Source organism: Psychrobacter sp. DD43 (assembly GCF_904846555.1).
GTDB classification, from domain to species: Bacteria; Pseudomonadota; Gammaproteobacteria; order Pseudomonadales; family Moraxellaceae; genus Psychrobacter; species Psychrobacter cryohalolentis.
The window spans coordinates 130,950-154,215 of the sequence record NZ_CAJHBE010000005.1; the positions used below are offsets into that span (position 1 = coordinate 130,950).

The following is a 23,266-nucleotide window of genomic DNA, read 5'->3' on the forward strand; positions in this document are numbered from 1 at the left end:
TTTAGGTTCATAAAATGTAGTTACATGTTACTATTATATTTCAATACTATAGTTTGCTAACAAGAGATAATTACCATGGTCAAAATATTAATTACAGTTTTGCTTGGCGGAGTTTTCAGTGTATCAGCAAGTGCTGCTAACTGGGTAGATTTGGGGAAATCTAATGATAAAAAAGTGCAAACTTTCATAGATTCTGATTCTGTTAAACCTTATAAAATAAACTCTTATAGTCGCGATAACTATGTGTCTGCGTTCGTTCAATCCACTTATATCAATAATCATGAGCTTAGAAAAAAAGGACAATACTATTCTAAAATTCTTATGGTAGCGGACTGTAATAAGGGAGCTTTGGGAAGTGTTGCAAATATCACCTATGGCTTTAAAGATGAAGTTATAAGCTCATATCAAGATAAGTATTTTACTGAATCTAAATTGAATATGGTTTTTCCAGAGACTATAGGAGAATCTATATTAGAATATATGTGCTATTGAAAATAATATGAAATTTCCAATAGCTAGGCGTTATTTAAAAATAGCGCCCTTTTGTTGCTTATCGTTTTATTTATTTAGATACTCTATTGACTGAGAATAGTTATTACGTTGGTTTTTGAAGACTTTGAATTTATTTAGCAGCATCTAATTCTTTCAAACTAAATGGCTTAGTCTGTGTGAACGTGAGAGTTTCTTTTAGATCCTGTCTATTTCTAGATGTTGGTAACTGAATTTTTATAACTTTGTTATTTTTAAATAAATCTACAAAAGCTTCATCACCACTATACAAGAAGTAATTCTTAAAGCTTGACGCTGCTAACAGTTTAATCGGCTCTACTTCCTTTCCATCAGCGATGACTCTTACTTCGCATAGTTTGCAATTAGATGTTAAGACACCTAACGGTAAGGAAAAAACTACGGTGTATTTTTTATCACTATTCAGATCCTCATTTTTTATGAGGATTAGCTCAACTTCACTACTATCTGGCTTGATTGATGCAGATCTTGTATCGCCATCAAAGTCGTTTTTTGATAAACTGTAGTCCCATAAATTGGCATTTGCACTAAATGCCAAAACTGACATAATTCCTGCTAATAATAATTTTTTCATCTTAACCCTCTCATTATTAAAATACACTATGATTGACCCCACTCTCAACTTATTTTTCTAAGGTATTGGTTTACTTAGTTTTTAAAATTTCAGTTAAAACAATTAAAATTTTAAATTCTCTAAAAATCAAAAGCCTACGATAAGTTGAGATTGGCGTTATGATTGATAATTATGTACTCTTTATTGGTGTTTTTAGAACAAAATTTAGTGCTTTAAATAGCCAATTACTCAACAGCCTTCTTGGTTTGGCGACATAGTAACAACCATTTTCCTATCTTCTCCACTGCAAGTATGAAGTACCGAACCGTCATTCGCGCAGAACCTCACTATTGATAAAAATCCAGTTTGCACAATAGGTATAACTCTATAGTTACCGCTAGATAAAAGCATTGCTGTCATCTCATTTTGTTGCTGCATGCAAGTAGCAAAATCCACATCAGCACTTTGGCTAACTACACCTGATTGAATGCTTTCCTCATTATCGCTTATAGTGTTTCCTGTTATTGGTTCAGACTGTTCTACATTTATAGTTTCTACTACATCTTCAGCTATAGGTTCAGGTTGGCTTTGCTCTTCAACTTTCATGCTATCTTCATCGACTTGTTTATCCTCATTAGATTCTTGCACACTTGAGCCATTTTCTTCATTCATAGCTCTTGTTTTTTCATTTGTCACTTTTATTTGTTCATTATTACCTATACTCACAGTAACGCCTGCTAAGAACAATAAGCATCCAGTCAATAAATACATCTCTGGTTTAATCTCTTTTTTAGTTTTTACTCTTACTACTTTTTGAATCAGCGGTGTAAACATTATTGCTGATAATAGCACTATCAAAAACCCTAAAATATTATTAGCAGAAGAACCAACTAAGATACCTAGTGCCATAAGTAAAATAAGAGAAGCCACTAACCACATTATTATACTAATTACTTTATCGCGCATATGCTATCTACTTAACTGAATTTAGTTGATTCTAGTCGATTGGTAAGTGCAATACTAGGTTCTAGCAAGCTAATCATCAAGGTAAAAATTATTTAGGTCTTTAATTAAAAAAACTCACTATGTTATAATAAAAGTGAATTTCACTAATGATTTAGATATGAGGTGAACTATGCCAGCCATTGCTACAGTGCCAAACCTAAGTCATTATCCAAAATTAAGGATAGCCAGCTATCGTGACCAGTTGAGAGATAGCAATGCTGATAGCTTGCGAATGAATTATAACTATCGTGGCAAGTCATACAGCTACAACATCACTTTATCTAGAACGGCTTGTAATTACGGGGGCTATCGTCACTGGTTTTTATGCCCGTCATGCTCAAAGCGTACAAGCGTTTTGTATTGTGTTCATACTTACGTTTGTAGGCATTGCACAGGGGCTAATTATGGCTCGCAGCTAAAGCAGCCTATTGACCGTCTATTTAGTCGTGTTGAGGCTATTAGAAGCCGTTTAGGCTGGCAAGCAGGTATAGCGCATGGCAATCAGGGCAGACCAAAGCATATGCACTTTACGACTTACTACAGGCTAGTGACTGAGCATGATAACCTAGTGCAAAAGATATGCGGTGCAATGATGCAAGCAATCAGCAATAATAGATGTAGGGCAGACTATGAGGGATAGAACATATTGTATTATTACACTGGATAGCATACTCGATGAAGTAGAATAGGCTAGGCGAATGGTATTGAGCGAAAATGACTATAAGATTGCCTTGTCATGCACTATTAGCAAAACAAAGTTGCTAAGCAGTGGCTTGGCGTTGGAACGTAGGCAAGATAGAAAAGATGATCCACTAGGTAAAATGATGTTTAATTTATACTTTCGCGACAAGTATCGTAGGCGGTTATTACACACGTTAGCAGCAAAAATGGCTACCAAACTGGCTACCATTTAATATAGTGTCTCAATAATTATCAATAAAAACAATAGATTACGGACAAAAAAAAGCCTCACTGTTAAGTGAGGCTTTTTAAGTATTTGGAGCGGGAAAAGAGATTCGAACTCTCGACCCCAACCTTGGCAAGGTTATGCTCTACCACTGAGCTATTCCCGCTAATTATCAATTAACTATCGTCAGTTGATGATGGCGTATTATACGCAGTTTTTTTGGTGTGTCAACAGCTAGTATGAAAAAAAGCAAAAGATAGTAAATTGGCATATTATCGCATCGTCTATCTATATTATAACAGATTGTTATAATCTATATTCCAAAAGCTTTGCTTTCTATAAATAGGCTGGAATGCAGTTTTATAATTACTTTTATCATATTTATGATTAATAAACATAACACTTAAGGATAAGTAGTATGAGTCAACAATACACCATCGCTGATTATTTGTTTGATCGTGTCGCAGAAGCAGGTGCGTCAGAGGTATTTGGCGTACCTGGTGATTTTAATCTAACGTTTTTAGATAATGTACTTGCCTCAGATAAATTACGCTGGGTAGGTAATACCAATGAGTTAAATGCTGGTTACGCAGCAGATGGCTATGCACGTGAGCGTGGGTTTGCGGCGATGGTGACGACCTTTGGAGTAGGTGAGCTGTCCGCTATCAATGCCACCGCAGGCTCGTTTGCTGAGTATGCGCCAGTGCTTCATATCGTAGGCGCGCCAAGTACAGCATTACAAGATTCAAAGCGTCGCATCCATCACTCACTTGGTGATGGCGTGTTCAATCATTTTATTAAAATGGTAGAACCGGTTACGGTAGCACGGGCGCAAATTACGCCTGAAAATGCTGCCTCAGAGATTGACCGCGTGATTCGCTTGATTCTCAAAAAGCATCGCCCAGGCTATTTATTACTATCACCAGATGTAGCAAAAACGCCAATTTATCCACCGACGACCAAACTTATCGATAGTGAGGAAGATATTACTAGCCAAGCGGCGTTAGCAGACTTTAAACAAGCGCTGATAGAATTTTTACCCAATAAAACCACGACGCTCATGGCAGATTTGATGGTGCATCGTTTGGGTCTGCAAAATCAGCTTAAGGCTTTGATTGCCGATACTGACATTCCTTATACGACGTTATCGTGGGGCAAAACTTTGCTTGATGAAAATAGTGAGCGTTGGGCAGGCACCTATGCAGGCGTGGCATCGCGTCCTGTCGTTAAGGATATGGTCGAAAACTGTGAGTGTTTGATAAAAATTGGTGTGCAATATACTGATACTACTACTGCAGGTTTTAGCCAAGATATTGATGAAAACGTGGTGGTTGATCTGCATTATGAGCGTGCAAGTATCGCAGGCAAAAACTTTGCGCCCATTGCCCTAAAAGATGCTCTAAAAACACTGCATGAGGTAATGACTTCAGATATTAATATTGTACCGAAGCAGTTCTGTGAAGAAGTGAAGCCGCATGAGCAACATGGCAAGGATGACGAGGCTATCCGTCAAGATGATTTATGGCATATCATTGCCGATGCGCTCGATGATAAAAACTTGGTGTTTTCAGAACAAGGTACTGCCTATTTTGGTATCAGTGATGTGCGTCTGCCAGAAGGCGTGACGTCTTATGGTCAGCCGATGTGGGGTTCTATTGGTTATACTTTGCCTGCGAGTTTAGGTGGTGCCATTGCTTCACCGCATAAGCGTAGTATTTTACTCATTGGTGATGGTTCTGCTTTATTAACCATTCAAGAAATTGCGGTAATGATTCAAGAACGTATCAACCCGGTGATTGTACTTATTAACAATGATGGCTATACCGTTGAGCGTGCGATTCATGGTGAAAACCAGTACTATAATGACATTCCTAAATGTGACTGGCAGTTGATGCCAAAAGCGTTTGGTGCCAATGATGATAATAGTCTGCTACTAAAAGCAGAGACAGCAGGCGAGTTAAAAACGGCTCTCAAGCAAGCGGCTGCTGCAAAAGACAAGCTGGTCATGTTGGAAGTTATCGCTGGCAAGCATGATATCCCGCCACTATTAGCCGATATCAGTGCCGCGCTTAAGCCAAAAAATGATTAATTAGTTCGCAAATAGCATCAACAATTATCAGTCATCGCCCCATTTAGCAGAATTGCTAAGTGGGGTTTTTTTGAGCCTTTTTATGGTGTAAGTCAATTAAGCTGTTGTTCCTCTTATATCGCTTTGCAGACTTTAGTATCATGGTAAGTTGGGCTGTATTCGGTCCTTAACACTTAAAAGGACATACCCTATTATGATTTGGCTGAAAATGCTTATTGGCGCTTTAATGGTACTGGCAATTCAATTATTTGCGCAAACCAGATTTTTCTATTTGGCGGCACTTGCGCCACTTTTCCCCACTTTTACGTTGATTAGTCACTTTATTGTGGGGACAGAGCGTAGCCCTGCTGATTTAAAGGTTGCACTGATATTTAGTATGCTTGGCGTCATCCCGCATCTTATTTATACCTGCGTGGTCTTTTTTAGCATCAGCTATGTCAGCTTATATAAGGCACTTTTATTGGGCACCGTCGCTTGGACAGTGGCAGCGGCCATTTTAGTGATTACGTGGCAATACATTCATGCTTAGTAGTCACTAAAAAAGCAGCTTAAACGATGCAAAAGAGTGGTTTATTAACTGATATATATAGGCTAAGGTGACTATTTCTAAAGATAATTTTTATAGATTCCGTTGTAGATGTTATGCTTAAGGACGATTTTATCGTGTTACCTGCAACAAACTCATAACCAGACTATATCGATAACTCCATTCGTCATCACTGATAAAATAGGGCTTAAAAAAAGATGGATACATTAAATATCCTATACCTTGTAGGGGCATTGTTAATTTTCGCCAGTATCATGGCAAGCACGTTATCAGCGCGTTTGGGCGTTCCTTTATTACTGCTGTTTTTAATGGTAGGAATGCTGGCTGGTGAAGAGGGTATCTTAGGTATCGAGTTTTCCCAATATGCTATTGCTAATTTTGTTGGGCAAGCCGCTTTGGCTTGTATCTTGTTAGATGGTGGTCTACGTACCTCTTTTAAATCGTTTCGGGTTGGTCTTAAGCCTGCCGTTACACTCGCTACTTGGGGTGTCCTCGCTACTGTCATGATACTGGGCGTATTCGTGACTTGGCTACTCGATGTCGATTGGCGTTTTGGTCTATTGATGGCGGCGATCGTTGGTTCAACTGATGCAGCAGCGGTGTTTTCGCTATTGCGTAATGGCGGTGTCAAGCTTAACGATCGTGTACAAGCTACATTGGAGCTAGAATCAGGTGCCAACGATCCGTTGGCTATTTTGCTTGTGACAGGATTGATTGCTTTAAATGTCGATCCCGCTGGGCAAACAGTACTGGGCTTCTTAGGGTTGCTATTACAGCAGCTTAGCTTCGGTTTGGGCATGGGTTTGTTGTTTGGTTATTTATTGGCAAGACTATTACCCAAAATCCACTTGGCAGAAGGTATGTATGCCATTTTGATCATGTCTGCTGGCTTGGCAGTCTTTGCCGCGACCAATCTTATTGGCGGTAGTGGGTTTTTGGCAATTTACCTCACTGGTGTGCTGATTGGCAATCATAAAGTACGCTCAACCGAGCATGTTATGCGGGTGATGGATAGCTTTGCTTGGTTATCACAAGCGGTGCTTTTTGTGGTGCTAGGTTTACTCGTGACGCCATCGAACGTTATCGATGTTTGGTATTATTCAGTGGCGATTGCCGCCTTTATGATTTTAGTTGCTCGTCCTATCGCGGTCTATACGAGTGTCAAACCTTTTAAATTCAAAGACAGAGAAATCGGTTTTATCTCTTGGGTTGGCTTACGTGGTGCAGTCCCTATTACCCTTGCGATATTGCCAGTTATGGCAGGGATAGATGGTGCCTTTATGCTATTCGATATTGCCTTTGGTGTGGTGGTCTTGTCTTTGATTTTGCAAGGCACGACCATTCCTATTATGGCAAATTTGTTTAAAGTACGTATTCCGAATAATAAAGACCCAGAAGAAGAACATGAAGTTTGGGTATCTGATAAAGCGAGCATTACCTTATATGAATTTGAAGTAAAGTCTGGTGCATTTGCGATTGACCGTCATCCGATGGGCATCTCTAATCGTGTCAGCCCTGATGAGATTAGTGTCTTTGCTTTGGTACGTCGGCAATACATTGTGATGGTCGAAGAGATGACCAAGCTCAAATGTGGGGATAGAGTCTGGTATGCGATGAGAGGTAATCATGCCAGTCAAATTGCCAAGATTTTCAATGATACGACACTCGATCGTAAAGCCATTGATGACTTTTATGGCGACTGGTTGCTATCACCCAGTGTGAAGCTTGGAGATTTGCCTTTTTTTACCGATATCATGGCGTCTGAGTCTCTTGTAGATAAGCTAAAGGCAAAACCTGAAAATACTTCAAAAATTATGTGGGAGCAGACGGTCGCTGAGTATGTCATAGACAATTTGGATATGAAGCCAGTATCAGGCGATACGGTTGCTATCAGTGATGAGTGGTCATTGGTCATCAAAGAAGTGGACGATAAAGGAAAGCTAAGAACGATTGGTTTAAAGCACTTGGAGTTTGCTAAAGCGATTTGATTTTTTGCTATAGTGACTTCAGTATTAAAACGATACAGTGGGACTGGGATGACTATTGAAAAGCGCTATTGATAATCAATAGCGCTTTTCAATAGTATTATCTACAGCAGTGATTACCACATCAAGTCATCTGGAATCACATAAGCGGCATATGGATCGTCTTCTGCCAGCTCATCTTCTGCAGTATCGTTTGATACCACCATAAAGCCTGTCATCTTTGAATCGATACGATCAGCAAGTGGGCGCGGTAGTAGGGCATAGCTGTCATCTAAGCGAGCAATGACCACGTGACCTGCCACGATTTGATCATATAGCTTTTGAGTGATAGAGATTTTTTTGACTTTGGCATCGTCGACAAACTGATAGCTGATATCGCCGTTTGTCTCAGTCAGTTTATGCTGCTTAATCATTTGGATGATGTTGGCTTTTAGCATCTTTTCTTCTAAAATGCGCTGCTTTTCTTGATTGAGCTTTTGGTCTTTTTCTAGCTTCTTAGCTTGAGCATCTGCCAAGGCTTGTTTAGCTTCGATATTCGATGCATCGCCAGTGCGCTTAGCGTGCTGCGTCTGTTTACTTATTTTGTTGGCTTTCTTACTATCAACCAAGCCTGCTTTTAGAAGTTGAGCCTGTAGGGCGTTTTTTGCCATATCTGCATTACCTAAATGAAACTAACTAAGTGAAATGATCTAAATTGTCTTCAGTCATGGTAACAAATTCTGCCAAGAGATGTCATCAAATACGGCAATCCCAAAGTTTTTATTGAAAAATCGTTTGTCAGATAATTGAGTCACATACCTTTTTAGAATAATTGCCGTAGATTCTTGTTCACCCGCTTAAGAGCTTTGATGTTTAATAATGTGTTCAGCGAGGGTGATGAGGTCTGAAGCGATAAAGTCGGGTTTTGGTACATTGGGTGCCGAAAGTAGCGCGTTATAAGGTCGAGTGATAAAAGCCCCTTGGCAGCCAGCAGCTTGAGCACCGATGACATCCCAGAGGTGACAGGCGACAAGACATAGCTCTGAGGTCTCAACGGACAGCTCGCGAGCGACCATCTGATATGTCGCCGGTGCAGGTTTAAATTGGCTGACGTTTGCAACACTAAAATTCCGCTCAAAGAATTCACTCAGTCCTGCTTTTTCAAGCGGTGTCGGAGAGGCGCTGGGTGCTGAGTTGGTCAAGGTCACCAATCTAAATCCTGCATCACGTAGTTTGGTCAAAGCAGGGATAGCGTCAGGGTGAGCTGGCATCTCACTCATGCGCTGCTTAAACTCCTGAACATCTTCTTCTGTTAGCGTAACGGCATGAATATCTGCGGTCATTTGTAAAGCACCAACGCCAAGCTCGCCAAAAGGTGTATAAAGACCAGATAAAGTCATGGTTTGCGAATAAAGTACCAATTGCGCGAACCACTCTCGGAGTCTGTTATTATCCCCAAATAAACGCGTGAATAAGGGCGTGAGCGTATCGATATCGAGTAAGGTTTCGTTGACATCGAATACGATAATCGGAGCTGAGTAGATATAGGACATAAAAGTTCCTTTTGCAATAAAAGTAAGCCTTACTATAGCTAATCCACTTTTAAAAGGGTACAGAGCTACTGGGGTTAATTATTCGCAGCCTCTGTCTGCGTAGGCACAGCAAGCAAGAAAAAGTAACCCCAGTAGTACCTTATAACATTTGTATTTCTTTTATTTAGGACCGACTATAGTGAGGTTTGATAATATAATAAAGACATTCGGTAAACTTACTTTAGCTGGACTTGAGTAATCATTCAAGATAAAATTGAGTAGTCACTCAAATTGTATAACCATGTTTACTTTATTGTCTAAAATCATGGGATAAAAATTGGAATATTATGTCACGTACCACATTATATAATCGTCATGAAGCATTAGAGCGGGCCATACAGCTGTTTTGGCAAAAAGGCTTTCATGCAACCTCTTTAAAGGATATCGAGCAAGCGCTTGACATGCGACCAGGCAGTATTTATGCCGCTTTTGGTAATAAAGACGGATTGTTTCAAGAAGCGCTTGATTACTATGCGCAGGCAGGGCTAAAGGAGCTTGAGCGTACATTAGCCAGCTATGAATCCCCTTTATTAGGATTGGCAGCTTACATGCGTCAGCTTGGCGGTATCCGCGAAAAAAACCTGCCCAGTCGGGCATGTATGTTGGTCAAAAGCTTACTTGAGCTTGGTGCCCGTGAACAGTTAGCGCTAGAGAAAGTTGAAAAATTACTAGCGGGTATGGAGGCGCGTTTTGCCGCATGTTTTGTGGAAGCGCAGCAGCTAGGAGAGCTGGATGACACACTCGATCCACTGAGGTTGGCCCGTCGATTACAAGCCGAGGTTATGGGGTTACGTGCTTTTGCTCAGCGCGATGTTGACAGTGCGGCGGTTCATGCGCTTGCAGAGGATATGGCGTATTCTATAGAAAGCTTGCGCAATAATGAGTCTGTTGGTTAAAACGATGCCTAGTGGCCAAGCTTACGTTCGCTAGTATGATGGTCATTTAAGCTAAAAATCGAACATGAGTATGGATATTAACGGTCATTTGTATAATAGCAGGTGTAAAAAAAGGCTACTTGAAAGATTAAGTAGCCTTTTTAGTTTTAAATTTTGCAGTGTGTTTTTATTATTAATTAGAGATACATCTATTGTGGCATGTCCGCTAATTGCTGCAAAATACTTTTGAAGTTCTCGACCCCTTGAGCACCGCTAACCAGATGCTTTTGGTTAAAGATAACAGAAGGTACGCTTTGAATACTTTGCTGTCTCCACTGTTGCTGAGCACGGCGGACGTCTTCAGCAAAGCGCTCGTCTGCTAATACCGCTAGCGCCTCACTACGATCTAAACCAATCTCTGCCACGATATCGGCTAAGACTTCTTTGTTAGAAATATCTCTAGCGTGAGTAAAGTGAGCCGCGAACAAGGCTTGCTTTAAATCATGCGCGTACCCTTGCTGATCGGCCCAGTGCAGTAGTTGATGCATAGCAAAGGTATTATAAGTGCGACTCTCTTCAGTAAAGTTAAATGCAAAGCCAACCTCACGACCAGCCTCAGTCATTTTAGCGCGGCTGGCATCAGATTCTTCTCGACTTGAGCCGTATTTCTTAGCGATATGCTCACGATAGTTTCGTCCTTCGTGCGGCGTATCAGGATTAAGCTCAAACGGATGCCAATGAATCTCGTACTCAGTATTGGTTTTTTTGAGTGCTTCGGCCAACTGTCCATAGCCTATAGCGCACCAAGGGCAAACCACGTCCGATACAATATCGATGCGCAGTGGGGCTATTATACTCATCACAATATCTCCTTCGATTTTATACGAAATTCTTTGCTCAACTAGTCTGTGCTGTTAGTCTGCTTTGTGCCATTCAAATTTTTGAAAAGGCTTATCGATTGGTGTATTAGCGAGATGGTTGGTGTAGTTACTCATTACTTTCTGTGCTGTTGCTAATACCACTTCTAGCACTTGACGCTTAGTAAATCCTGCGTCCAAAAACGTTTGTACAGTGTCATCATTGACGTTGCCACGATCACGAACCACAGATAGAGTAAAGTCACGTAAAGCTTCTAGTTTTGCAGTTGGTAGTGGCGTCTCGTCACGTAATGCATCAGTGATAGCATCATCGACTTTCATGCTTTTGGCAATACCAGTATGAGCTGGCACACAATAATGACATTCATGCTCGACGTTGATGGTTTGCCATACTACCGTAGTCTCTTCGTCATCAAAGCTGCTGTCTAAGAACAGTTGATGTAGACGTTGGTAGCCTTCAAGCAATCCAGGCGCTTCAGCCATTACGGCATGTAAGTTTGGAACCATACCAAATGCATTGATTGAGACATCAAGTAATGCTGTGCTTTCTGCTGGCGCGCTTTGTTTGTCATGTAATGTAAAGTCAGTCATATATAATTCCTATTTGGTATTAGTAACAGTATTAAAATTTTATTCAATCATTCAGGTTGAAAAACAATGATGATATGTGATTAAAGTTAAAACTTATTATCGTAAAGGTATTACCTTCTACTTGATAACTGACACCACTATAAATGATTTTGAGCAATCACTCAAATATAAATTGAATGATTGCTCAAATATTTGTAACGCTGGTTAACAATTAAAGGTTTTGCTAGCAATTAATAGTCCATATTACCCGTTTAGTGATGGTTAGATGCTGCATTTATTTTTGATTGGATTGATTTATAGAAGGTTTATTTTTAAAAGGCATGAGCAACAATCCCCATAGCGAGGCATTTTGCTTGGCATCGGGATACTCTTTTAAACCAATATCTAATGCTTGATCAGGTTTGAATCCTTGGCTTTTATAACTACCAAAAAGCCAATCCCACCAAGTCACACTAAAGCCATAATTGGAGTTGGTCTCACTGGCCCGTTGGCTGTGATGAATACGGTGTAAGACTTGCGTGACTAGAATCATGCGTAAAGGCTTCTCAATCACTGGTGGCAGACGAATATTGGCATGATTAAACATAGCCAACCCATTTAAGGCAATCTCGAATATAAGTACCACGATAGCAGGGACACCAAGCACACTAATGACAACAAGCTTAAGCAATATGCTTAAGACAATTTCGATAGGATGAAATCTAAGCCCAGTGCTGGCATCGATATGCGAATCAGCGTGATGGACACGGTGCAAGCGCCAGAGAATCGGCACTCGATGAAATAAACGATGCTGCCAGTAGATAACCATATCAAGCAACAATAAGCTTAAAATAATAGCCGCGATATTCGGTATCTCAATTAAATTAAATAAACCGATACCGTTTTCTTGATTATAAATGGCGACCGTTGTCAGCCCAATGGGGACTGCCAAACGCGCAACAAAAGAAGAGGCAAATACCAATCCAAGATTAGCAAACCAACGTGTGCTACTCTTAATTGGTGATTGACGTGCGGGATGCCTATGCTCAATGAGCATCATAATGACCAATATGCTAAAGAAAAAGCCCAAACGCCACCACATCTCATTCGCCATTACTGACCTCCTTAATGGGCTTATGTATATCGGTTTCGAGCCGTTTAAGCGTATGATAACCGCCATATATACGAGTCATAATAGTAACCGCACAGGCCGCTGCAAAAATACTTGCTAATACCACAAAGTGCTGTGGCCAAATACAAAAGGCGATAAATAAAACAATGGTTTCAGTACCCTCAGTGAGACCATTTAGATAATAAAAGCTCTTATATTTAAATTGCGGCTTATCTAATTGGAATTTTTCAGCTGCAATAGCAAAGGCCAAAAAGCTAGAGCCAGTGCCAATAAAGGCGGCTAATAACAATGCGCCTACAATAGCGTTTTGCTCGGGATTAACCAATACAAAGCCGAGTGGCACCGCTGCATAGAATAAAAAATCTAGGGTAATGTCTAAATAGCCGCCCGCACTTGAGCTTTGGCCAGCATAACGTGCCAGTGCACCATCTAATCCATCAAAAACACGGTTCAATATAATAGCAATTAGTGCTGCATTCCACAGCTCAAAAGCAATCAATGGCAACGCCAACATACCAATGAGAAAACCAGTGACAGTCAACTGATTTGCGGTAATACCACCCTTATAAAATAGTACGACCAATGGCTCTAATAGAGGCTTGATGATGGGGGTAATAAACTTATCGAGCATATTTTTGCCTTTTGTATCGTCATTCTTTTAGAAGCAAGCAGTCGCACTTTTTATACTGGTTTCTAAGTATTGTTTATCAAGCTTTTTATTTTATCAAAAGCTAAAGGCTGTTTATCAGACAAACAATTTCTTATCAAAGGCGAATGATTTTGCCGTTTGCTGCTTCAGCATCGCTATGGTCGTGGGTAACCATGATGGTAGGTAACTTATGCTGACGGATTTGACTGAATACCAATTGTTGGGTTTCCGCTCTAAGCTGACTATCAAGTTTGCTAAAAGGTTCGTCCAATAATATCGCTTTAGGTTCGCTTAACAGAGTACGCAGCAGCGCAACACGGGCTTGCTGACCCCCAGACAAACTATCGGGATGTCGATTTTCCATACCTGCCAAACCCACTTGATCAAGTGCGTCTGCTATTTGTTCAAAGTGCTGCTCTTTATTGCCCTTAGGCATTGCAAAAGCAATATTTCCTGCAACCGATAAATGCGAGAATAACAGCGCATCTTGATACAAAATGCCGATATGGCGTAAATGCGCGGGCAGGTGACTGATGTTTTGACCATGTAGCCAAACCTCACCCGTGGCACTCAAGCCGCTCGGCAAGGTGCCAGTCATCCAATTTAACAAACTTGACTTGCCACTACCAGATGGACCCATGATAGTGAGAATGTCACCACCTTCAATCTGTTCATCTAACTGAAGGAGCAATTTATCTTCTCGAAAGAGCTGTAGATTTTTTATCTCTAAAGATGATTGCATTAAAGGGCCTTTATGTAGTCAATTAAAAATATAGCCAGTTAAAAAAATCTTCAGTTCAAAATAAAAGAGACACAGATAAATGAAGTTTAAAAATTTTTTTATGATTGAACATTCTAACGCACGCCACTTCTGAAAAAATACTTCGGTAGCAGCCATGCCACCATAAAGCCAATCAGTGGTAACCCCATTTGTATAATGGCATATACGGCGCTGGTACGGCGGCTGGCACCATTAGCAAGCGTCACCGCTTCGGTCGTAATGGTAGCAATACGTCCGCCGCCCGTGAGTAACGTTGGCAGATATTGACCAAAACTCACCGCCAATCCTAGTGCCATTGCGATGAGTAGCGGTGCAAATAACTGCGGTAACTTAACTTGGAAGAATACTCTCATAGGCGGCGCTCCAAGACTGGCTGCTACAGTGGCAAAGCGCTTATCTAACCTTCTATAGCTGCTGGCAAGGGATAAAAATACATAGGGCAGTACAAATAAGAAGTGGGTAAAAGCGACGTTAAAAAATGCCGCTTGGTTATGGACAAGTTGCTGTAACCACACCAAGCCAAATAAGAAAGCAATGCTCGGCACCAGAAGTGGCAGGTAAATAATCAAGCTGGTAAAATTTGAGATGGGTTTATTGCTTAACTGCTCTGCCTCTAAGCACAGTACCGTTATGGCAATAGCAAAAAGGGTGGAGACGATACCAAGGGCAAGGGTGTTAAATAATGGTGTGCTTATTTGCATCAAGGCGCTTTGAAAGTGTAATAGTACGAGCTGCTCTGGCAGGGCGGCAGGGAAGCGCCAATAGCCAGCTAAAGACCACATCAGCAGACCAATGAGCGAGAGGGCGATAAACCCTATGATGAATACCGTGGCGCTTGCAGTGAGTTTCTGCCAAATAACATCCTTATACTGGCGTTTTCCATTAACCAATGCGTCACTGCATAGCGCTTTGACCATACGCTCACCGCCAAGCCATAATGCAATTAAGCTGCCTGTCAGTAGTAGCTGTAATATTGCCCCAGCCGAGGCTTTGATACGTAAGTTCAAATCAACATCATTGAACCACTGCATGATAGTGACAGCAAGCGTGGGCGGAGTGTTGGGTCCTAAAATTAATGGCATCTCAACACTGGCACTGGCGTAAGCGAGGACTGCCAAAATAGGCAAACGCAAGAAGGAGTACAGTATAGGAAATACTGCTTTGAAAAAGGCAGTGATGGGATAGTAGCCTAAGTTTAGCGCAACTTGATATTGTTGGCGCAGCTTTTTACCAAGCTCAGGCTGTGCGAACACGCCAAGTGCCATTAACAATAGAAAAGGCAGCTCTTTGAGTACTAGACCTAAGATGATACTGATGCCATAAGGGTCATGCGGTAGTATCCCCTGTGGTGCCAGCTCCCAACCACTGAGCCATGGCGATATCATTCGTGCAATCATGCCAGAGGGTGCAATCAAAAACCCAACGGCAATCGCCGCTGCGGCATGCGGGATCACTAAAATAGGGCTAAGCAAACGTTCAATACGTGTGAGCCAAGGACTATTAAAAAACGTCGCCAATATCATAATCGCAATGACAAAGGCGAGTAGGGTGCTGAGAAATCCGGTTGCTACACTGAGCGCGACCATTTTTTTAAGTCCTAGAGTGTCACCCAGCGCTTTAAATCCTTGTAGACCAAATGTCGTTGTTTCTAGAGCAGGCACCCAGCCAAACGCTGGCAGGATGACGCTTATCAAACCTCCTAATACAGGAAAAATAAGGAGTATTAGTAAAAGACTGGGGCTTAGGGTCACTAAACGCGTAAAAAGGTCAGCTTTATAGGTCGTGGCTATTTGAGTGCTTAGATTAGAATGAACAATAGCAGTATGGAGAGTGTCAGTATTCACGCCATCAGGATTGCTGTTATCAGTGTCAGCCTCGTTTCTATGAATGAATTTTTTCATTCGCTAACTCCGTAGCGTGCTTGCCAACCTTGCATAATGGCGTCGACCCAGCTGGGGTGTGGTTCACTGACGATTCGTTTAATGGCATCAAAAGGTAGGGCGCTTGCATGCGGTTTATTGGCTTTAAAGAGTGCTTGCTGCTCGGCGCTCAGTGTCGATTGAACCAGCACGGTTTTATCTCCCCAGACAGCTGGGTTTTGTTTATGCGCCTGTGCTTCTGGGCTCAATAAAAAGTTTGCCACCAGTTGTGCTGCGGCTGCATGGCTTGCATTATAAGGAATAGCAACGAAATGAGTATTGCTTAAACTGCCATCTGTCATAGCATAACTGCGAATACTGGGCGGTAAGTCATAGCGCTGAACGGCAGCTGGTATTTCGGATCCTGAAAAGGTAAAAGCCAAGCTGAGCTCTGTATCATCTACCAAGCGCCGCATTTGTGCGCCGCTTTGCAGGAATTGCTCACCTTTTCGCCATAGCATGGGATGCAGCTCATCCAAAAAATCCCACAGCGGATTGAGTATCAAATCTTTGTTTTGTGCATCTACCGGCTGGTTAAGCTCTGCTCTGAGAGTGGTTCCATTCTTACTATCATTTTGCTCATGCAGCATGACCAAAGCGTATTTCAAAAAACTCATACCCAAAAAATCAGGCGGCTTTGGGTAGCCAAAACGTCCGGGGGTCTGCTGTGCCCACATCTTTAATTGCTGCAAGGTAGCAGGCGGCTTATTCATCGCTAAGTTATCATAATAAAAAGTCAATGACGCCTGTCCCCATGGCGCTTCCATACCATTGGTAGGTATGCCAAAGTCAAGAGTAACAGAGGGATTGTGATCAGGATCAGTCAGAGCAAAGTTCGGTAGAGTAGACGCCCAGTCCTTTAATAGTAATTTATTCTCACTCATAGCAGCAAAGTTCGCACCGTTGATCCAAATTAAATCAACGCTACCTTTATCATTATTATTGGCAGATTTTTCTGCAAGGACACGGCTGACAGCTTCACTGGTGTCGCTTAATTTGACATGAACCAAGTTAATATTATATTTTTTATCGACCTCTTTTGCAGCCCACTGAATATAGGCATTAATTTGTGGATCCCCGCCCCAAGTATGAAAGTAAACGTCTTGATTTTCACCCGCTTGTACCATCTGCTGCCACTGCAAGGTGCTTTTATTATCCATGGCAGTGAGAGTCGAAGCGGTACTTGCAGAGATGCCAACACATATACCAAGCACTATGATAAAGGCGCTATAGCGGCTCAGTTTTTTTGGTATTGTCAAAGCTGCGGGCAAGCTAGGAGGGTGCATGAATTAACCTCGACGCCAAGTATGATACTTCTCAAGCAACTGTAGCGCTTTTTTAGGCGCATGATTGCGTTTCCATTCCCCAGCTGCATACTTATTGCCTTCTGCCCATGTTGGATAGATATGAATGGTGCCCAGTATTTTATTCAGCCCTAGATTGTGTTTCATGGCCAGTACAAACTCAGCCATCAAGTCGCCGGCATGTTCAGCGACGATAGTCACACCCAATATCTTATTTTTGCCCTTTGGGGTAATGACCTTGATAAAGCCATGATTGGCGCTTTCGGTTACTGCCCGATCTAAGTCTTTAAAGTCATAACGTGTGATTTCAAAGTCGATGCCTTTATCAATCGCTTCTTGCTCATTTAAGCCCACTCGTGCTACTTCTGGGTCAATAAACGTCGTCCATGGAATCACGCGATAATCTACTTTGAATTTTTTAAGATGACCAAATAAGCCATTGACCGCAGCGTACCATGCTTGATGGGAAGCTACATGAGTAAATTGATAAGGACCTACGATATCACCTGCCGCATAGATATTGGGGTAAAGCGTTTCAAGATACTCATCGGTATTGATGGTGCGCTCAGTATCGATGCCCAAGGTGTCAAGTCCGTAGCCTTCTAGGCGCGCACTACGACCGACTGCACAAATCAACTCGTCATACTCAATGGCAGTTTCTTGTTGATCATCAGTGCTGCCTTTTGGTGCAACGATGATATGTTTTTTGCCATCACGAGTTTCACAGCGAATTGCTTGCTGTGAGGTTAAGATAGTAACGCCACTCTCAGTCAGTGCTTCTTGCGCAAATACAGAAACCTCGACATCCTCTTTTTTCATCAGTCGCGTGCCTCTTTCGATTTGGGTCACAGCAGAACCTAAACGAGCAAAGGATTGTGCCAGCTCACAGCCAATGGGTCTGCCGCCAAGTACGACCAGCTTGCTCGGCGCTTTATCAAGTTTTGCAAATTTATCCCAGAGAGTATCGCTTGTCACATAACCTGTCTCATCTAAACCCGGTAGGTCTGGGACAAAGGGGCGTGCGCCCGTCGCGATAACGATAGAGCGCGCGGTTAATGTCTGAATGCCGCCATCGTTGAGGGCAATCTCAACCGTCCATGGATCAATGAGCTTTGCATAGCCTTTCAATACCTCGACACCCAAGCTCGTATAACGCTCGATACTATCATTTGGAGCGATATCAGCAATGACTTTATGAATGCGAGCCATGATGTTCTTGAATGCAAAATCCGGTTGGGTATTGTTGAGTCCGTAACGCTCGCCATGGCGTATCTGCTCAACCACTTTTGCGCTTTTTATCAGCGCTTTACTGGGGACGCAGCCATAGTTTAAGCAGTCGCCGCCCATCTCACCTGCTTCAATCAATGTGACTTTTGCTTTGACGGTCGCAGCAATATAGCTGGTAACGAGTCCGCCAGCACCGGCACCAATCACAATCATATTCCGGTCGAATTTTTTGGGCTTATGATAGTTTTTATAGACACGGCGTTTTTTAAGTATCGTTAATATGCCTTTTGCTATCAGCGGAAATAACCCTAATAATGCAAATGAAGCCAGCAGATTAAAGGACAAAATGCCAGATAACTGCTCGATTTGTGCCAACTGTGTACCGGCATTCACAAATACAAAGGTGCCGGCAAGCATACCGATTTGGCTGACCCAATAAAAGGTCCTTGCTTTGATAGCAGTCAGACCCATCAATAAGTTGATAAGGAAAAAGGGGAATATCGGCACCAAACGTAACGTAAATAAATAAAATCCGCCTTCTTTTTTTACCCCAGCATCGATGGAAGCAAGACGGTCAGGAAAACGCTGTTTGATGGTATCGCGTAACAAATAACGCGAGGTCAAAAAAGCGAGGGTGGCACCGATACTTGAGGCAAATGAGGCGACCAATATACCTTGTACTAAACCGAATAAAGCACCGGCTGCCAAGGTTAAAATAGCGGCACCGGGTAAGGATAATGCCGTGACTAAGATGTAGACTACAAAAAAGCCGCCGATGACTAACCATGGCGACTGTGTTTTATATTGCTCAAAATGATCCATCGAGCCTTTTAAGCCCTCAAGTGTTAATAATTCATTGAGGTCAAAATAAAAAAAGCCAATGACGCCAATCAAGACCGCGAATATCAACACTATTTTTTTAATCATGGGTTATCCAGATAAATAATATAAAACATCATGTAGTAAAGAATCACTTAGCAAAGAATAACGCTGTATTCCTACTATAAGCTAGTTTTTCATATAGTTATGTTATAAATGACTGTTCAAAATCTAGTCATAGATATACGTAAAATATGACATTTATCCATTGTAATCGTTATTGAGCGATTGTTCAAATATAGTATTGTGAATGGCTTGAGACAAATCTTAAAGTGATATAGAAGAAGGTAGTGATAGTTGTCCTCTGCTTATATCAGTATTATAAAAAACCGCCAAATACACTTATTATTTGGCGGTTGTAAAATACAATAGCTAATGTCCTAATTGCGACGAGAGTTATAAAGAGATATGCTGAGCTTTGCCTTTTTCAAGGGCAAGCTTAGCGGCAGCAGAGGCTACTGCTAAATCTTGTAAACCAACACCTGTACCATCAAACAAGGTAATTTCATCATCTGAGCTGCGACCTGGGTGATCTCCATTAATAACATCACCAAGCGTGGTGATATCACTCTCTTTGATAGCACCAGATTTAATCGCATGCTGGGCTTCACCAAGACTGATTGATTGCGCGATTTCATCTGTAAATACAGTAGCAGCCGCTACTAAGTTGACATCAACTTCTTGCTTACCAACGGTATCGGTACCCATACAGGCGATATGCGTACCGGGTTTGATCCACTCTTTCATCAGTAATGGCTCAAACGCTGAAGTAATAGTAATGATTACATCCGCCTCGCTACATAACTGCTCACGCTCAACGGCTTCAAACGGTACGCCTAATTCTTCAGCGACGGCTTGTAGGTTTTTGAGACGATCTTTATTCTTATTCCAAGCGACTACTTTTTCGAAATTGCGTTGCTCAAGAGCGGCACGCAGCTGAAAAGTAGACTGATGACCGGCGCCGACCATACCAAGTACTTTGCTGTCTTTACGTGCTAGATGGGCGATTGATACGGCCGATGCGGCGGCGGTACGTACGGCAGTTAAATAGTTGCCGCCGACCAGTGCACGCAATTTACCATTATCTGGATTGAATAAGAAAATCGTGGATTGATGATTGGTCAAGCCTTTAGCCGCATTGCCTGGCCAGTAGCCACCTGATTTTAGACCTAGTGATTTTCCTGCACGGTCAAAACCTGATTTAAAGCCGTATAACGCATCAGCATAGCCAATGGCTTCGCGGATAACAGGGAAGTTATAGGCGTCCCCTCGTGACATTGACGCAAAAACATTTTCAACGGCGATAAATGCAGAAGGGCGATCAATCACCGATTTGCAAGCGTCTTCTGATACGATCAATAAACCTTCGTCACTATTAACACTATTTGCTTCACTCATTATAAATTCCTTTTTATACTTTTTGATTTGTAATTCTTGAATACTTTAAATGAATAAGGGCTGCTGTAGGCTAAAGCTACAACAGCCCATCTAAACTAAACGGATAGAATCATACTAATTTAGCTTATAGTTCCTAATACAGTGCTTAGTACATTTTACCGCGTGCAGATACTGGCCATACGGTTTCAACTTTACCATTACGCACACCAATATAGAAATCATGAACGTTACAAGTAGGATCACAATGACCAGGTACCAGTTTTAGTTTTTCATTGATTTCCAGTACGCCATTTGGATCGCTGACTACGCCATGCTCGTCTGAACATTTAACATATTCAACATCGTCACGACCATAGATGAACGGTAGGCCGCTATCAACTGACTGAGCTTTTAGACCAGCATCAACGATGGCTTTGTCGGTTTTGGCATGGCTCATCACAGACGTTAGGATAAATAACGCATTTTCCCACTCACCAGCATCGATGCGGTTGCCGTCTTCATCTAAAATACGACCGTAATCGGCATCCATAAATGCGTAAGAGCCACACTGTAATTCGTTGAAAACACCTGAATTACTTTCGAAGTAATAACTACCTGTACCGCCACCCGATACAAATTCTGGTTTTAGCCCGATTTCAGTTAATGCATCGATTGCTTCTTGTACTTGATCGATAGCGATTTGTGTTTTCGCTTTGCGATCGCTAAAGCTGTCCATATGTTGCATCGCACCTTGATAAGCTTGGATACCAGTGAATTTTAGGTTTTCAGCGGCATCAATTGCTTTGGCAATCTCAACAACCGCTTCAGTCGTCGTTACACCACAACGTCCAGCGCCGCAGTCGATTTCGATATAGCAGTTCAGTTCAGTGCCTGCTTTGGTCGCAGCAGCTGATAGCTCAGCGACGTTATCGACATCATCGACACAAACGGTGATGGTTGCACCCAACTTAGGTAGATTCGCTAAACGCTCAATTTTAGCTGGATTACGGACTTGGTTCGATACCAACACGTCTTTAATGCCACCACGTACGAATACTTCTGCTTCAGAGACCTTTTGACAGCAAACGCCAATAGCGCCGCCAAGCTCTTCTTGTAAATTTTGTACGTCAACTGATTTGTGCATTTTACCGTGGCTACGGTGACGCATATTATGGGCTTTAGCATAATCGCCCATTTTTTTGACGTTACGCTCAAGGGCGTCAAGATCCAAGATCAAACAAGGGGTTTGAATGTCAGCTTCGTCCATACCAACAGCGGCGGGTACGTTGTAACCTACTTCTAATTCGGCAGTCATTGTCATTTTAATTCTTCCATGTTATTAGTTAGTGTTATAAAAAGCCGTTTAAACTTGCGCATTACTGGCGCTTAGTTAACGCTCCATTTGTAATCAGTTATTGATACCTAATTACTGATATTTAGTTGCCGATCATTAATTCCAAGGCAACTTGTCGAGATCAACGTTACCACCAGTGATGATGACGCCAACCTTTTTACCTGCAAAAACGTCTTTGTTCTTCAAAATGACAGCAAGCGGCACGGCACAGCTTGGTTCAATGACGATCTTCATATGCGTCCAAGTCAGTTTCATCGCTTCAACGATTTCTTCTTCAGTCGCGGTCAAAATATCAGTCACATAATTGCTAACAAAATGCCAAGTCAAATCCTTCAGCGGCACTTTTAAACCATCGGCAACCGTGTTTGGTGCATCATCAGCGATAATATGACCGGCTTTAAATGAGCGTGCAGCGTCATCAGCGTTTAATGGCTCTGCTGCATAGATTTTGACATCAGGGGCTAGATTAGATAACGTCAAACAAGTACCTGAAATCATACCGCCACCACCAATGGGTGCCACAACCATATCAGGTTTTTCACCAATCTCTTCCATTTGTTCTAAAAACTCACGTGAGCAAGTGGCTTGTCCAGCGATAACGCGTGGATCATTGTACGGATGGACAAAGTCGCCGCCTGTTTCTGCTTGAACTTTGGCAAAGACTTCTTCACGCGATGTGGTTGATGGCTGGCATTCGGTGATGATACCGCCATAGCCACGTACCGCGGCTTTTTTAGCTTCAGGCGCGCTATGCGGCATCACCACATTACATGGTATACCACGCTGGCCTGCAGCATAAGATAAAGATAGGGCATGGTTACCTGAGCTGTGTGTACAAACGCCATTTTTGGCATCTTCGTCAGACAGACCAAATACGGCGTTTGATGCGCCGCGTACTTTAAAAGCGCCTGCTTTTTGGAAGTTCTCACATTTAAAGAACATCTCACAGCCTGCCAGCTCATTTAAAAAGCGCGAGGTCAAAACAGGGGTGCGATGGATATAGGGTTTGATGCGCTCATGCGCCTCTAACATATCATCAAGGGTTGGAATCACTAATCCATCTTCGTTTGTGATCATAAAAAACAGTCCTTTATTCTTTTGTTTAATTGCTATTTTGTTTAATAGCTTGTTATCTA

Annotated in this window: 20 protein-coding genes and 1 tRNA gene; 5 read left to right on the plus strand and 16 right to left on the minus strand. The window is 42.0% G+C overall.

Annotated features, from left to right (window positions below; translation table 11 throughout):
• Positions 1 to 75 precede the first annotated feature (75 nt).
• Positions 76 to 492: a surface-adhesin E family protein gene (locus tag JMX89_RS04320; RefSeq protein WP_201550947.1), complete on the plus strand. Its 417-nt coding sequence runs from the start codon at positions 76 to 78 to the stop codon at positions 490 to 492.
• Positions 493 to 622: 130 nt separating this feature from the next.
• Here the strand turns inward: JMX89_RS04320 and JMX89_RS04325 are convergent, their stop codons facing one another.
• The 3 genes from JMX89_RS04325 to JMX89_RS04335 all read right to left on the minus strand — a co-directional run bounded on the left by JMX89_RS04325 (position 623) and on the right by JMX89_RS04335 (position 3,159).
• Positions 623 to 1,102, minus strand: coding sequence for a hypothetical protein (locus tag JMX89_RS04325; protein WP_201550949.1), 480 nt, complete (start codon positions 1,100 to 1,102; stop codon positions 623 to 625).
• A gap of 228 nt (positions 1,103 to 1,330) precedes the next feature.
• Positions 1,331 to 2,047: a hypothetical protein gene (locus JMX89_RS04330; protein ID WP_201550951.1), complete on the minus strand. Its 717-nt coding sequence runs from the start codon at positions 2,045 to 2,047 to the stop codon at positions 1,331 to 1,333.
• A 1,037-nt stretch (positions 2,048 to 3,084) separates the two neighbouring features.
• Positions 3,085 to 3,159: transfer RNA gene (locus tag JMX89_RS04335), tRNA-Gly, on the minus strand.
• Between the two features lie 252 nt (positions 3,160 to 3,411).
• On the opposite strand from JMX89_RS04335, the gene JMX89_RS04340 reads away from it, so the two are divergent.
• The 3 genes from JMX89_RS04340 to JMX89_RS04350 all read left to right on the plus strand — a co-directional run bounded on the left by JMX89_RS04340 (position 3,412) and on the right by JMX89_RS04350 (position 7,617).
• Positions 3,412 to 5,082, plus strand: a complete 1,671-nt coding sequence (locus tag JMX89_RS04340) for an alpha-keto acid decarboxylase family protein (protein WP_201531580.1) — start codon at positions 3,412 to 3,414, stop codon at positions 5,080 to 5,082.
• Between the two features lie 193 nt (positions 5,083 to 5,275).
• Complete coding sequence (locus tag JMX89_RS04345) at positions 5,276 to 5,611, plus strand: GlpM family protein (RefSeq protein ID WP_201531582.1); 336 nt, start codon at positions 5,276 to 5,278, stop codon at positions 5,609 to 5,611.
• Positions 5,612 to 5,826: 215 nt separating this feature from the next.
• Positions 5,827 to 7,617 (plus strand): potassium/proton antiporter, encoded by a 1,791-nt coding sequence (locus tag JMX89_RS04350; RefSeq protein ID WP_201531584.1) that lies wholly within the window; start codon positions 5,827 to 5,829, stop codon positions 7,615 to 7,617.
• 113 nt (positions 7,618 to 7,730) lie between these two features.
• Here the strand turns inward: JMX89_RS04350 and JMX89_RS04355 are convergent, their stop codons facing one another.
• Positions 7,731 to 8,264 (minus strand): DUF2058 domain-containing protein, encoded by a 534-nt coding sequence (locus JMX89_RS04355; protein WP_011513308.1) that lies wholly within the window; start codon positions 8,262 to 8,264, stop codon positions 7,731 to 7,733.
• Between the two features lie 186 nt (positions 8,265 to 8,450).
• Positions 8,451 to 9,146, minus strand: coding sequence for a haloacid dehalogenase type II (locus JMX89_RS04360; RefSeq protein ID WP_011513309.1), 696 nt, complete (start codon positions 9,144 to 9,146; stop codon positions 8,451 to 8,453).
• Positions 9,147 to 9,472: 326 nt separating this feature from the next.
• Between JMX89_RS04360 and JMX89_RS04365 the strand changes: the two genes are divergently transcribed.
• Complete coding sequence (locus tag JMX89_RS04365; RefSeq protein ID WP_011513310.1) at positions 9,473 to 10,081, plus strand: TetR/AcrR family transcriptional regulator; 609 nt, start codon at positions 9,473 to 9,475, stop codon at positions 10,079 to 10,081.
• Between the two features lie 188 nt (positions 10,082 to 10,269).
• Here the strand turns inward: JMX89_RS04365 and JMX89_RS04370 are convergent, their stop codons facing one another.
• From JMX89_RS04370 to bhcB, 11 genes are all read right to left on the minus strand, one after another.
• Complete coding sequence (locus JMX89_RS04370) at positions 10,270 to 10,920, minus strand: DsbA family oxidoreductase (protein ID WP_011513311.1); 651 nt, start codon at positions 10,918 to 10,920, stop codon at positions 10,270 to 10,272.
• Positions 10,921 to 10,974: 54 nt separating this feature from the next.
• The gene (locus JMX89_RS04375; protein ID WP_011513312.1) at positions 10,975 to 11,529 is read right to left on the minus strand and encodes a carboxymuconolactone decarboxylase family protein; all 555 of its coding nucleotides are present in this window, start codon (positions 11,527 to 11,529) and stop codon (positions 10,975 to 10,977) included.
• 274 nt (positions 11,530 to 11,803) lie between these two features.
• Entirely contained in the window at positions 11,804 to 12,622 is an 819-nt protein-coding gene (locus JMX89_RS04380) for a sterol desaturase family protein (protein WP_011513313.1), read from the minus strand.
• Complete coding sequence (locus tag JMX89_RS04385; protein ID WP_011513314.1) at positions 12,612 to 13,271, minus strand: CDP-alcohol phosphatidyltransferase family protein; 660 nt, start codon at positions 13,269 to 13,271, stop codon at positions 12,612 to 12,614. The genes JMX89_RS04380 and JMX89_RS04385 overlap by 11 nt, the downstream gene beginning before the upstream one ends.
• Before the next feature lie 133 nt (positions 13,272 to 13,404).
• Entirely contained in the window at positions 13,405 to 14,031 is a 627-nt protein-coding gene (locus tag JMX89_RS04390) for an ATP-binding cassette domain-containing protein (RefSeq protein ID WP_011513315.1), read from the minus strand.
• Between the two features lie 113 nt (positions 14,032 to 14,144).
• Positions 14,145 to 15,971: an ABC transporter permease gene (locus JMX89_RS04395; RefSeq protein ID WP_201531586.1), complete on the minus strand. Its 1,827-nt coding sequence runs from the start codon at positions 15,969 to 15,971 to the stop codon at positions 14,145 to 14,147.
• On the minus strand, positions 15,968 to 17,275 hold the full coding sequence (locus JMX89_RS04400; RefSeq protein ID WP_201531588.1) for an ABC transporter substrate-binding protein: 1,308 nt from the start codon (positions 17,273 to 17,275) through the stop codon (positions 15,968 to 15,970). The genes JMX89_RS04395 and JMX89_RS04400 overlap by 4 nt, the downstream gene beginning before the upstream one ends.
• Before the next feature lie 3 nt (positions 17,276 to 17,278).
• Entirely contained in the window at positions 17,279 to 19,447 is a 2,169-nt protein-coding gene (locus JMX89_RS04405) for an FAD-dependent oxidoreductase (RefSeq protein WP_201531590.1), read from the minus strand.
• 348 nt (positions 19,448 to 19,795) lie between these two features.
• Positions 19,796 to 20,797 (minus strand): iminosuccinate reductase BhcD, encoded by a 1,002-nt coding sequence (gene bhcD, locus JMX89_RS04410; RefSeq protein WP_201531592.1) that lies wholly within the window; start codon positions 20,795 to 20,797, stop codon positions 19,796 to 19,798.
• Between the two features lie 145 nt (positions 20,798 to 20,942).
• The gene (gene bhcC / locus JMX89_RS04415) at positions 20,943 to 22,097 is read right to left on the minus strand and encodes a 3-hydroxy-D-aspartate aldolase BhcC (protein ID WP_011513320.1); all 1,155 of its coding nucleotides are present in this window, start codon (positions 22,095 to 22,097) and stop codon (positions 20,943 to 20,945) included.
• 129 nt (positions 22,098 to 22,226) lie between these two features.
• Positions 22,227 to 23,207 (minus strand): beta-hydroxyaspartate dehydratase BhcB, encoded by a 981-nt coding sequence (gene bhcB, locus JMX89_RS04420; protein WP_201550953.1) that lies wholly within the window; start codon positions 23,205 to 23,207, stop codon positions 22,227 to 22,229.
• Positions 23,208 to 23,266: the final 59 nt, after the last annotated feature.